General features: G+C 33.1%; 10 protein-coding genes. 3 read left to right on the plus strand and 7 right to left on the minus strand.

Going from position 1 to position 13,748, the window contains the following annotated elements:
- The first annotated feature begins 14 nt into the window (after positions 1-14).
- Positions 15-4,538, plus strand: a complete 4,524-nt coding sequence (locus J2W48_RS11430) for a T9SS type B sorting domain-containing protein (RefSeq protein ID WP_310281380.1) — start codon at positions 15-17, stop codon at positions 4,536-4,538.
- 121 nt (positions 4,539-4,659) lie between these two features.
- On the opposite strand, the gene typA is transcribed toward J2W48_RS11430, so the two are convergent.
- The gene (gene typA / locus J2W48_RS11435) at positions 4,660-6,456 is read right to left on the minus strand and encodes a translational GTPase TypA (RefSeq protein ID WP_310281382.1); all 1,797 of its coding nucleotides are present in this window, start codon (positions 6,454-6,456) and stop codon (positions 4,660-4,662) included.
- Between the two features lie 165 nt (positions 6,457-6,621).
- Here typA and J2W48_RS11440 point away from each other — a divergent pair, with 165 nt between their 5' ends.
- Both J2W48_RS11440 and J2W48_RS11445 read left to right on the plus strand, forming a co-directional pair.
- Positions 6,622-8,331: a PAS domain S-box protein gene (locus J2W48_RS11440; protein WP_310281384.1), complete on the plus strand. Its 1,710-nt coding sequence runs from the start codon at positions 6,622-6,624 to the stop codon at positions 8,329-8,331.
- 4 nt (positions 8,332-8,335) lie between these two features.
- Positions 8,336-8,740, plus strand: a complete 405-nt coding sequence (locus J2W48_RS11445; RefSeq protein ID WP_310281386.1) for a response regulator — start codon at positions 8,336-8,338, stop codon at positions 8,738-8,740.
- 74 nt (positions 8,741-8,814) lie between these two features.
- Here the strand turns inward: J2W48_RS11445 and J2W48_RS11450 are convergent, their stop codons facing one another.
- The 6 genes from J2W48_RS11450 to J2W48_RS11475 form a co-directional block, all read right to left on the minus strand.
- On the minus strand, positions 8,815-9,873 hold the full coding sequence (locus J2W48_RS11450) for a nucleoid-associated protein (protein ID WP_310281389.1): 1,059 nt from the start codon (positions 9,871-9,873) through the stop codon (positions 8,815-8,817).
- A gap of 88 nt (positions 9,874-9,961) precedes the next feature.
- Entirely contained in the window at positions 9,962-10,501 is a 540-nt protein-coding gene (locus J2W48_RS11455) for an IS1096 element passenger TnpR family protein (protein WP_310281390.1), read from the minus strand.
- A gap of 217 nt (positions 10,502-10,718) precedes the next feature.
- On the minus strand, positions 10,719-11,318 hold the full coding sequence (locus J2W48_RS11460) for an HPP family protein (RefSeq protein WP_310281392.1): 600 nt from the start codon (positions 11,316-11,318) through the stop codon (positions 10,719-10,721).
- A 6-nt stretch (positions 11,319-11,324) separates the two neighbouring features.
- Positions 11,325-12,605 carry a chloride channel protein gene (locus tag J2W48_RS11465; RefSeq protein WP_310281396.1) on the minus strand — a complete coding sequence of 427 codons (1,281 nt, stop codon included), beginning with the start codon at positions 12,603-12,605 and terminating at the stop codon, positions 11,325-11,327.
- A gap of 177 nt (positions 12,606-12,782) precedes the next feature.
- The gene (gene gloA2 / locus J2W48_RS11470; RefSeq protein WP_310281398.1) at positions 12,783-13,172 is read right to left on the minus strand and encodes an SMU1112c/YaeR family gloxylase I-like metalloprotein; all 390 of its coding nucleotides are present in this window, start codon (positions 13,170-13,172) and stop codon (positions 12,783-12,785) included.
- Positions 13,172-13,747, minus strand: coding sequence for a sugar O-acetyltransferase (locus J2W48_RS11475; protein WP_310281400.1), 576 nt, complete (start codon positions 13,745-13,747; stop codon positions 13,172-13,174). The genes gloA2 and J2W48_RS11475 overlap by 1 nt, the downstream gene beginning before the upstream one ends.
- Between the last annotated feature and the right edge of the window lies 1 nt (position 13,748).

The raw sequence follows: 13,748 nt of genomic DNA on the forward strand, positions 1-13,748 counted from the left end.
ATTACTTTTAAAATATGCTAAAAAATATACTTTTATATCTTTCTATACTGCTATTACCACTTTTTGGTTTTTCGCAATTTAGTAAAACTCATTATATTCCGCCTATAGTGGCTTCAAGTGGTATGCCTGTAGGGGAGCAATATATTTATATTTCTACTCCAAGCTTAACTCCTGTAAGCTTTAGCATAAACGAAATTGGCGGATCAATTATTACAGGAACAGTTTCCAGGGATATTCCCTATATTTTTGACATTAATGCACACAATGCAAATCAATTGGTTCTTGATGAATTTGAAGTAAGCAGCGTTAAATCTAATCGAGGCTATATTATTGAAGCAGCAGATATTGTTTATGCTACAGTTAGGGTTATTGACAGAACAGGGAATCAAGCAAGTGAAGTAGTTTCTAAAGGTTTAGCTGCATTGGGAACTCAGTTTAGAATTAATGGTCTTACAAATAAATTTAATACTGGTTATTCTGACAGGCATTTGACATTCGCATCTGTTTTAGCAACTGAAAACAACACAGTCATCAATTTTAGAGACATCAAAGCAGGGGCAGTTTTGATTAATAATACCCTTACAGGAAACTCGGCACCCAGTATTATCTTAAATAGCGGGGAGAGTTATACTATTGCAGTACAAGGTCCTGTACCGGCTAATAATGATGCGCTTATTGGGGCATTAATTTCGTCGAACAAACCTATAGCTGTAAATTGTGGCTCCTTTGCAGGCTCGAATGGTGAAATAAGAAATAATGTAGATTTAGGATTCGACCAGATTGTTTCAGCAGAAAGAACAGGAACTGATTATATTTTTATTAAAAGTACGGGTTCTCAAAATGTAGAAAAAGTAATTTTAATTGCCCATGAAGTTAATACGGAGATATTTTTAAATGGTTCTGTAACTCCAAATTATACCATTAATGCTGGTGAATACGTTTCGTTTTTAGGTTCTGATTATAATTCTCAGGGTAATTTGTATGTACGCTCTAACAAAAACATCTTCGCCTATCAGAGTGTGGGTGATGATTCAAGACCTGATGAAGCCAATCAGGAAATGTTTTTTGTACCGCCTTTAAGTTGTCAGACTCCAAAATCAATAGACAATATTCCCCATATTGAGTCAATTGGAAATCGTGTTTTCACAGGAAGGGTTACGCTTACGACTAAAACGGGTTCAGATTTAAGTTTTATAATTGATAAGATTCCTTATACTTTGGCTACATTGCCTTCCTATGTTACCGTTTTAGGACCGACTACTGTTACCGGAAATGCAGAATATGAATGTTATGTTCTAACCGGACTAACTGGAAATGTATCTGTTTTTTCTACTTCTCAATTGTATTTAGCAGCATATGGCAGCGATGGGGCAGCAACATTTGGAGGGTACTACTCCGGTTTTACTTTTAAACCAGAAGTGAATTTCCAACAATTGAATGTAACCCAGTCTAGCTGTATACCTAATGTTCAGCTTAATGTGAGCTCCTTGACAGGTTTTGATATATTTCAGTGGTATTTTAATAATGTTGAAATTCCCCACGCTAATTCCAATACATACTTACCAACACAACCTGGATATTACAAAGTAAAAGCGACATTGTCGACTTGTGGTATAGAATTGTTTTCTGATGAAATTCCTGTTAGTGATTGTCCGGCAGATATGGATAATGACGGGACTAATGACAATGTAGATCTGGATAACGATGGGGACGGAATTACGAATTGTACTGAATCATTTGGAAATCAAAGTATTGATGTCTCTGAGGTAAGTTCAAAAACTATTTCTATTGGTACTTATACTAATTCATTTATACAAACGATCGCTACTTCGACAATAGCAAGCAGTGTGCCTTTTTCAGGGAATGCTGACGGAAGTTTTGTTAGTGAAGTACCTGCAGGAAAAACAAACTGGATGAAATATACTATGACCTTTGCTCAACCCATTTCAATTGGATTGGATTATATTTCAACAGGAAATACTACTGATTTATTGAATTCTACAGCTGAATATGTTGTGAATTCAGAAATAAACAAAACTATAACCGTATTAAATCCGAATAATCAATTATTGATTGATACTAATTATGATGGTTTTTATGAAAGTGGTGTAACTGAATTTTCATCATTTGAAATTCGTTTCCGGTTAAATGGTGCTGTCCCATTAACAGCTGGTACAGGAGCTTTTAAGTTTTTAACGAATCAGTCTAAAATGATTAGTTTTAAGCATCAAAACCTTTCCGATACAGCATTAAATAAAACAGCCTTAAAATTCTATTTGGTTTGCGTTCCTAGAGATTCTGATAATGATGGGGTTTCAGATCAGTTAGATCTGGATAGTGATAATGATGGTATTCCGGATTCTATTGAAGCACAAGGTGCAAACTTTAGGGTTATGACAAATATTGATGCTAATCATGATGGGATTGATGACGCTTATGAAAACGGTCTAATACCTGCAGATTTTGACAATGATAATGTTGCTAATTATTTAGATCTGGATAGTGATAATGACGGAATTTACGATCTAACAGAATCAGGAAGTAATGCTGCAGATACGAATTTAAATGGTATAATTGATGGGAATGATTTTGGAATAAACGGATTGGCAAATTCAGTGGAAACTATTCCTGAAAGCGGAAAATTGAATTATAGTATCCTGGATACCGACTCAGACGGTATTTATAATTATATGGAGCTTGACAGCGATAATGATTTGTGCTCAGATGTAATAGAGGCAGGATTCGTTGATAGTAACAATGATAATTTTCTGGGAGCTGTTTCTCCTCCAACAGTAAATTTAAAAGGTGTTGTGACAAGCGGAATCGGCTATACAAATCCGAACTTAAATTATACTATTGCCGCACCAATCATTATTGATAATCAGCCAGAAAATAAATCGATTTGTGAATTACAAAATACAACGTTTACAGTTGTTGCTGCTTCAGTTTCAGGTTATCAATGGCAGGTTTCCAGCAACAATGGTGCTAGTTGGACTGACTTGGTTAATAATGTGACATATTCGGGAGTAAATTCCTTAATGTTAACAGTATCAAATGTTTCCAGGTCGATGAATATGTACCAATATAGAATATTTTTGAGTCGAACAGGCAATTCATGCGGATTATATTCTAATGCTGCAACATTGACAATACTAGCATTGCCAACAATCAATTCAGTAGTAACTCTGGTACAATGTGATGATGATACAGATGGGATTTCGACATTCAATCTAACACAGAAAAACAATAGCATTTCTGCGAATTCAGCCTTTGAAAGTTTTAGTTACTATACAACCAGGACAGCAGCAGAATTAAAAGATAGTTCATTATTAATTGCGAATCCACTGGCTTATACTTCTTCAGACCAAACAATTTATGTGCGTATTGAAAATGCAAATGGCTGTTTTAGTATCTCACAGCTTAATCTTGTTGTTTCTGTAACCCAAATCCCTACTAGTTTTCAAATTCCTGATTATCAGATGTGTGATGATTTTATAGATGAGATAAACAATGATAAAGACGGTATTTCGAGTTTTGATTTTAGTAATGTAACTCAGGAAATCAAAAACACACTTCCGGCTCCATCAACAAATTACACAATAAGCTATTATAAAAGCAAAGCTGATTTTTTGGCTGAAACAGATGCTTCCGGAAATTCATTAGCGATTCCAAATATTTCAGATTATCGAAATATGGAACATCCAAATAATCAAGAAATATGGGTAAGAGTAGAAAATTCCTTATCTAATGATTGTTTTGGATTTACTACTTTTAATTTAATCGTAAATCCACTTCCCAATATAAATCTAAATATTGACGGAAGCGAAAATAAAATTATCTGTAGTAATTTGCCTGAATTTTTGATTACACTTGAGGCAGGAATTAATGATGGTATACCCATAAATGATTATACTTATCAGTGGTATTTGAATGGAAATGTGATTTCAGGGGCAACAACTTTTTCTATAGAGGTTAATGCAGAAGGAACATATAGTGTTGATGTAATAAATAAAAATAATTGTTCCAGAACGAGAATTATAAAAGTTGTGGCATCAAATGTAGCTGAAATTAAAGAGATTGAAGTTAGGGATTTAAGCGATAATAATTCAGTTTTAATAAATGTTACGGGTTCCGGACAGTATGTTTACAGTCTCACGGATTCAAATGGACCTTATCAGGATTCAAATTTGTTCGAAAATATTGCTGTAGGTTTTCATACCGTTTATATCAAAGATTTGAATGAATGTGGTATCACTGAAAAAACAATTGCAGTTCTGGGAACTCCAAAATTCTTCACTCCAAACGGTGATGGTTATAATGATACCTGGAATGTTGAAGGTGTAAATGCAGATTTTTATTCTAAATCAATCATTTATATTTTTGACAGGTTTGGAAAGCTTATCAAACAAATTTCTCCTTTAAGTTCAGGCTGGGATGGGACATTTGAAGGTAATCCGTTACCTGCTGACGATTATTGGTATACTGCAAAATTTGAAGATGGGCGAGAAGCAAAAGGACATTTTAGCTTGAAAAGATAATGGTGTTTATAAATTCCAAATTCAAAAACCTAAATCCCAATTCTGCTAAATTTAGAACAAAAAAAAACCAAACTCCTGAAAATAGGAATTTGGGTTTTTATATATTGAAATTTAAAACTTATTAGAATTTGAATCTTTTTCTATCAGTTTCTGTCAAATAAATTTTTCTCAAACGAATAGATTTTGGAGTAACCTCTACATATTCATCTTTTTGAATGTATTCTAAAGCTTCCTCTAATGAGAAAATAATCGGAGGGATAATCCTTGCTTTTTCATCATTTCCAGATGAACGAACGTTAGATTGTTTTTTCTCTTTAGTTACGTTTACACACATATCATCACCACGGGAGTTTTCTCCAATTACCTGACCTTCGTAAATTTCGGCATTTGGTTCAACAAAAAACTTACCACGATCTTGCAATTTATCGATAGAATAAGGAATGGCTTTTCCTTTTTCCATAGAAATCAATGAACCTTTGTTACGTCCGGCAATTTCTCCTTTGTAAGGCTCATATCCTATAAAACGGTGTGCCATAATAGCCTCACCAGCAGTAGCAGTAAGCAATTGGTTACGCAATCCAATAATTCCACGTGATGGAATATTAAATTTTACAATCATACGTTCACCTTTAGTTTCCATACTCAGCATTTCTCCTTTACGCATAGTAACGAACTCAACCGCTCTACCCGAAAGTGTTTCTGGCAAATCGATTGTCAATTCTTCGATAGGCTCACATTTTTTACCATCAATTTCCTTGATGATAACTTGTGGTTGACCAATTTGCAATTCATAGCCTTCTCTTCTCATTGTTTCAATAAGAACAGACAAGTGAAGTACACCACGACCAAAAACCATAAACTTGTCAGCAGAATCAGTTTCACCCAATTTCATTGCTAAGTTTTTCTCTAATTCTTTTGTTAAACGGTCTCTAATATGACGAGAAGTTACAAATTTACCCTCTTTACCAAAGAAAGGAGAGTCATTAATTGTAAACAACATACTCATAGTAGGCTCGTCAATATCAATTGTTTTCAGAGCCTCAGGGTTTTCAAAATCAGCGATAGTATCTCCAATTTCAAAACCTTCAACTCCAATAATAGCACAAATATCTCCGGCAATTACTTGTTGTACTTTTTTACGGCCAAGTCCTTCAAAAGTATGAAGTTCTTTGATACGTGATTTAGTGATAGTACCATCTCTTTTTACTAGTGAAATTGGCATACCTTCATTCAAAATTCCTCTTTCCAAACGACCAATAGCAATACGGCCAGTAAATGCAGAGAAATCTAAAGAAGTAATCAACATTTGTGGTGTTCCTTCAGAAACTTTAGGAGCAGGTACATTTTCAACAACCATATCCAATAATGCTTCAACATTATCAGTTACGTTTTCCCAATGATCAGACATCCAGTTATTTTTAGCAGAACCATAAACTGTTGGAAAATCCAACTGCCATTCTTCAGCACCTAATTCAAACATTAAGTCAAAAACTTTTTCATGAACTTCTTCAGGAGTACAGTTTTCTTTATCAACTTTATTGATAACAACACAAGGCTTAAGACCTAAGTCGATCGCTTTTTGTAATACGAAACGAGTTTGTGGCATTGGACCTTCAAAAGCATCCACTAATAAACATACACCATCGGCCATGTTCAATACACGTTCTACTTCACCTCCAAAATCCGCGTGGCCTGGAGTGTCAATAATATTGATTTTTGTTCCTTTATATTGAACTGAGACATTTTTAGAAGTAATAGTAATACCTCTTTCACGCTCTAAATCGTTATTATCAAGAATTAAATCACCTGTGTTTTCGTTATCACGAAATAACTGACAGTGATACATAATTTTATCAACCAAAGTGGTTTTACCGTGATCGACGTGGGCAATAATTGCAATGTTTCTAATAGATTCCATCTGAGATTTTTAATGGGTGCAAAGGTACACTTTATTTTGACATAAAAAACCTTTTACAGATAGTTTACGTACTGCCAACCAATTAGTTTAAAAAAACAGTTTCAAGTTAGCTTTTAAAAATGTATCATTTTATTAAAATTTGCTTAAAATACTTATATTTGAGTAATGAAAAGTAAACCAAAACAAATCACACTGATTTATATTGTCATTTCGTTATTTATGGCCATTTTGTGCCATAAATTCCTTATTAACTGTGGTTTGAAAGACGGATACTATTATTTTGGTTTTGTAAAAGATATTATCTTTATTCTTTTGACCGGATTGATTTTTAATTTCGTACTAAGTAAAAATGAAAGCAGAAATGTTGCTATTTTGAAAAAAATGGAAGCTGCCAACGAAGAAATTAAAGAATCAAACGAAAAGTACGATATAGTTGCCAAAGCAACGAGTGACACTATATGGGACTGGAAAATTCAAGAAGATTACATGATTTGGAATAAAGGAATTGAAACTGTTTTTGGTTATACACATGAAGATGTGGGATTAACATCAAGTTGGTGGTTTGATAAAATTCATCCGGAGGACTCAATAAAAATGTCAGTCAGATTATATTCTTTTATTGAGCTTAAAACCCAAAATTGGCAGGATCAATATCGTTTCAGATGTGCAGATGGGACGTATAAATATGTTTTGGACAGAGGTTTTCTTTTAAAAGATGAAAACGGTAAAGGAATCAGGATGATTGGGGCTATTCAGGATATTACCAAACAAAAGGAAGAGGAACAACGTCTAAAGCTTTTAGAAACGGTAATTACACAATCAAAAGATTCAATTGTTATCACCGAAGCTAATTCAGTAGATGGTCAAATTCCAAAAATTGTTTATGTAAATCCTGCATTTTCAAAAATGTCCGGATATTCTTCTGAGGAAGTTTTAGGTAAATCACCAAATATTTTTAAAGGCCCCAAATCCAATGCTACAGAGTTAAAAAAACTTTTAAATGCAATCAAAAAAGGTGAAGAGTGCTTAATTGAAACTATAAATTACAGTAAATCGCAAAATGAATATTGGGTTCGTTTGTCTATGATACCCATTTTTAATCCAGAAGGCGATATCTCTCACTGGATTTCTATACAAAGGGATATTAGTGAAGAAAAGAAGCTGGAGACAGAAAAAGAACATTTGATACGTGAATTAACACAAAACAATAAAGACCTAAAACAATTTTCATATATTACATCGCATAATCTTAGGGCTCCTTTGTCTAATTTAATTGGCTTGTTGAATTTAATAGAAGATATTCTTATTGAGGATGCTGAACTGGAAGAAATATTAAATGGCTTTCATAAATCTACTCATTTACTAAATGAAACAATTAATGATCTAGTAAAAGTAATTATCATTAAGGACAACTCTTCGATGCAAAAAGAGAAAGTTTCACTCAATGAAGTTTTTGAAAATGTATTTAGCCAGCTATCTTTTCAAATTGAATTGCATAAGCCTATTATAAAATTAAAATTAGATAAAGTGCCTCTGCTGGAGACTAATAAAGCCTATATTGAAAGTATATTGTTGAATTTACTGACCAATTCCATTAAATACAAATCAGAAAACAGGAAGTTAAAAATAACTGTGACTGCTGAACAAATTGGTGAAAATATTCATTTAACATTTAAGGATAATGGAATCGGAATTGATTTGGAGAGGAATAAGGATAAGGTATTTGGATTATATCAAAGATTTCATAATTATCCCGACAGTAAAGGACTTGGTTTGTATTTGGTGAAGTCTCAAGTTGAATCAATGGGAGGGACTATCAGTATTGAAAGTGAAGTGAATAAGGGAACACTATTTACCTTAACGTTTAAAAATTAATTATATGCTTGAACAGATTTTATGTATTGATGATGATCCTATTACATTAATGTTATGTAAAAAAGTAATTGAAAAAGCATCATTTTCTACAGAAATAATTACAGCTCAAAATGGGGAAGAAGCTTTACGGTTTTTTAATGAACTGAAGTATAGTAAAAATAAAGCTAAAAAACCACAACTTATTTTTCTTGATTTAAATATGCCGGTTATGGGTGGCTGGGAATTTTTAGATCATTTTACCTCTGTTGATTATGAGGAATTTAATTCGATAAGCATAATTGTATTGTCTTCTACAATTAATCCGGAAGATTTAGCAAAAGCAAAGAAATATCCTGTAGTTATTGATTTTCTTTCAAAACCCATTTCAAAATCAATGCTGGAATATTTAAAAAACAAGATGGGGGTATAAATCAAAAACCTCAATTGCAAAAAGTAATTGAGGTTTTTAATTTATTTTCAATAGAGAAAATGAATAATAATTAATTAGCTTTTTTCTTCTTTATTAAAATAAACCAAGTAATAATACATTTGTTTCTCTTCATCCCAGCCTTTTTCAACAAATTTCTCGGCACTTTCCGGATTAATGAAATCCATTTTAATCTGAATATGAGTATCCAGATTAATCACATTTTTAATCGATTTTCTTGCGTCAGAAACTGCTGCGTTGGCAATTGGGAATGAGGTTATATCTTCAATACTGTATTTTTCTCCCTTATCAACTTTATAGTTTTTAAATTCCGGAATTAAATCAGGATTATCTAACACCTCATTTAAGAAATTTTGCTCTTCAAACTGATCATTTTTAGCGAAATAATTCACAGACCGGTTCATAAACATTACTTCCTCTTTTTTGTCTTCTGCCGGTAAAACTACATCTTTTGCGAAGTTTTGGCAGAATTTAAGGTATTTTTTTGTGATGAAGTTCTCATCTTCAAAAGCATCAACAGATAAAAAGTGCTCTAACCAATAACGCGCATCATATCGGTTGCTGTCAACAGTTAAAATTTTATAGCCTTCTTCTTTTTTGTAATTAAAAATTAAACACCCTTTGTCTAATTTACTAAGGTTGATTCCCTGTTGTAAAATCATTTCCAGGTTGCTGTTTTTTTCTTCAAACTGTAAAAAATCAGATTGTAATTCGCTTTTGAAAATTCCAATAGCATCAACCACATTATTGTCTATGCTTAAATTGGTTAGATATGTTACATAAACTTCCCCATTTTTAATGTGCGGATGATTAGATTGTTCGAATAAATGTGTGGTAATTTTTTTTGAAATCTCCTGTAAATTAGCCGGGTTGTCAAAAATTTCAGTAGCATATTTAAACATGTCGTTATAATCCAAATCGACTTCGTGTGCAAACTGATAATAGTTTTCCTCCTTATCTCTGAAAGGCTTAAAAAAATACTCTTTTATTAAAGGCACAATTTCATCATTCAAATTAAAAGGCTGTTCTGATAAAAAAATTGCTTCGTTTCTGCTTTTGTTTCCTACGCGGTGTATGGCAAGCGTCTCGATGTGGGTGTTGAATAAGTTGATCATGTTTTTAGTATTTTGTAGATGAAAGAGCCAAGAAGAAAGACAGCATTGAAGTCTTTATTCTTGGCTCTTGATTCTTAATTTGTTATGTCTAATTCCAATTCTCCTCAAAACCAAAATCTTCAAAGTTGTCATCGCCTTCAAGCATATCCAGATCCTCTTCGTCAAGGTCATCTTCAAATTCACTGTAGATATCATCATGCATATCAGCTTCAAAACTTTTTTCACCAGAATCTTCAGGTATTTCTCCATGAGAGAATAAAGTTTCAGGATATGGTGCTCCGGCAATTTGATCTTCAATAGCAGCCAATTCGACTAAGAATGTCCACATATTAATAAAATCATAAACATAGATTATTTTGGTGTTTTCCTTGTCTAAGATAGAAGATAGCGGATAATCACTCATAGTTCGCTGCTCTCCGGGAATATCTCCGGTATCAAAAAGTGGAATTTCATCTTCCTGATTCCAGGTTTCATCGCAAGTATAAAACGAAGCTACTTCCATTCCGTCAAAACCAAAAGCGTTGAAGATGGCATTGTGTAAGTCTTCAAGAGTATCGTCTTCAAGAATTGCAATGTCTCTAAAAATATCTTCTTCGGCGTCAAGAATTACTCTAAATTTATAAACCATAATCTTTGTATTTATTGAAAAGCCAAAGGTAAAATATAAATTATGATTTACGAATTAGGAATTACGATTTGTTGAAAAGATTTTAGTTGATAAATTTTCGGCTTGCATGTCATTTCGACGTAAGGAGAAATCACACTTGAAGCTCCGTAAGGAAAATCGCCCATCTTTGTCGAGTTACGCGTGTGATTTCTCCTTACGTCGAAATGACAAACCAAACTTATTTTCCAGTCAGTCTTTTTCTGATTTTGTGATAATGTTTATGATAGGTGCTATGACTTGGATACGTTCTGCTGGAAGTCATATTATTAAAAATTAAAGCTGTAAAAAGCAAAATTAAAACGCCAATTAATACTGGTGAGAGGACATAAATATAACCCAAATCCTTAATTTTATCTGAACCAATAATAGCAATAAGGGCTGTCGCACCACCGGGAGGATGTAAAGTTTTGGTAATCTGCATTAATATTATAGAGAGTGAAACAGCGAGCGGTGCTGCAATCCAGATAATATCAGGAGCCAGTTTGTGTACCGTAACACCAATGAGCGCAGAAACTAAATGCCCGCCAACTAAATTTCTGGGTTGCGAAAATGGACTTTGAATAATACCATAGACCAAAACACTCGACGCACCAAATGAGCCAATTAAATAAACAGCATCGTTTCCTGAAAAATGAATAGACTGAATATAAGCCAAAATTCCGATACCAACAAAAGAACCTAAAAAAGACCAAAATTGCTCTTTATAATCTATTAAAGTTTCCTTGTAAAGAATGTAACGTGTTTTGCGGTATCCTCTTTTTATTTTTTGAACAGGCATGGTTTTCTATTTTAATAAACTTGGAGAATAAGTATAAACCGTAAACGGATAAATCATTTTTGCAGTATATTTTGAAATTAGGCAAACCACCATGATAGGCAAAAATAAAGTATAATCGTTTGTTAATCCGCAAACTAAAAAGATAGCTGTAAATGGAGCATGGATGCTGGCGCTTAAAACCGCTGCCATTCCGATAATCATAAAATTAACCGGAATTACATGTACCTGAAAAAAGGTATTTAAAATAGAAGCAAGCAACAAGCCAAGAAAAGCCCCAATAAAAAGACTTGGAGCAAAAACACCACCGTCACCACCGGAAGCAAGCGTTATTGATGTTACAATTGGTTTCAAAATTAAGATTCCAATAAAGGTAAAAGCTAAAGTTACAGTTAATGGAATTTCAGATGGATTACCAAAAATTACTTTAATGGCATGATATCCTTCTCCGTACAGTTGCGGAAAAATAAAGAGTGAAATGCTCAATACAGCAGATCCTAGTATGATTTTGTAATAATGAGTTCCGATTTTTCCAAATTGGGATTTAAAAAATAATACGCAGCGGGTTAAGTAAACAGAATTCATTCCGGCCAAAATTCCTAAAAGAATAAAGTATGGTATCGCTTTTAAATGCCAGGTTGTGATAGAAACTGTAAATAAAGGTTCTTCTTTTAAGATAGAAAGTAAACCGAAGGCAATTGAAACTGCAATGATATTTGAAATAATAAAAGCCCGGGTGACTTTTCTGGAAATCACTTCAAGAGCAAATAAAATTCCGGCAATCGGGCTGCTGAACAAAGCGGTAACTCCAGCTGCAACTCCGGCACAAATTAATTCTGTTTTGTATTTACGAAATACGTTTTCTTTTTGCTGCGCTACAGAGCCAATTGTGGCTGTAGCAACAACTGTAGATACTTCGATTCCGGTTGAACCACCAAAAATAACAGTCAGTAATCCGTTTATAAAGTGAGATGGAATTTTATAAGAAGGCAGATTTTTTGATTTTGATTGTGTACTCTCAAAAACTTCTTTGATACCTTTGTTTTCTTTTTTCTTAAAAAGATATTGCCTAAGGAAATAAATAACGGATAATCCGAAAACCGGAAATAAGATATAATAAAGAGGATTTACCGTGACTTCATAAAAAAAGATTTCTTCGTAATATTCAGTAATTTTTTTAAGTGAAATTCCTAAAAAGGCAGATAAAAAACCAATTAAAATTGATACAATAACTAATTTTTGAAGAACAATAAATTGATGATTTTTTTTGATTTGCGCCGTTTTGTTCATCAGGTTTTTTAATTTTTTGAACCGTAGAGTTTTTACGATTTCACAAAATTAAAGAATCAAATTGGTTTTATATTAATATTTGCTCTACATAAAATGTTAAATTTATGAATATGATTTTTTATGTATTTGATTTATACACTGATAGCTAATCTTGCGAAGTTCTCAGTAAATAAATACTTATTTTTCATAAAACTCTATTGGCAGTAAATCCGGGTCAGCGATAAAAGTAAATCGTTTTTGTGTTGTTTCATCAATTCGGATAGGTTCTGATTCGATTTTTTTAGAATTCAAAAAAGCAATTGTTTCGTCTAAATCTGTTACTTCAAAAGCGAGATGACGTAAACCAACAGCTTCTGGATTTGACGGACGTTCAGGCGGATTGGGAAATGAAAACAATTCGACTATATAAATTCCATTCAATGCTAAATCAAGTTTGTATGACTGACGTTCTTCACGATAGATTTCCCTAATAATAGTCAGTCCTAAAACGTTGGTATAAAAAGTTTTGGATTTCTGATAGTCAGAACATAAAATAGCAATATGGTGAACTTTATTTAAGGTAAGCATTATGATTTTGATTCAGGTTCCTGATTTAATTTTCGAATTACTTTTGCCGGATTTCCAACGGCTAATGAATTGTCCGGAATATCTTTGGTAACAACAGATCCTGCTCCTATGACACATCCTTTTCCAATCGTTACACCTGGACAAATAACAGAATTTCCGCCAATCCAGCAATCATCTCCAATTGAAACAGGCAAGGCGTTTTCTAATGTTTTTCTCAATTCAGCGTCAAGGGGATGAGTTGCTGTATATATTTGCACATTCGGGGCAAAAAACACATTTGAGCCAATATTTACTGGTGCACAATCCAGAACCACACAGTTTACATTAAAATAAACGTTGTCACCACAAGTAATGTTATATCCATAATCGCAATGAAATGGGGGTTCAATATAAAAACTCTTGCCTGTATTCGCAATTAATTCTGCCAAAATTTCTTTGGCTTTTTTAGTCAGACGATATTCCGTGACATTCAGGCGATGCAATAGATTTTTTGCTTTTCGGCGCTCTTTTACTAAAACAGGATCACCCGCAATGTAATATTCACCGGAAATCATTTTTTCTTTTTCTGTTTTCATA

Source organism: Flavobacterium piscis, from assembly GCF_031457575.1.
Taxonomy (GTDB): Bacteria; Bacteroidota; Bacteroidia; order Flavobacteriales; family Flavobacteriaceae; genus Flavobacterium; species Flavobacterium piscis_A.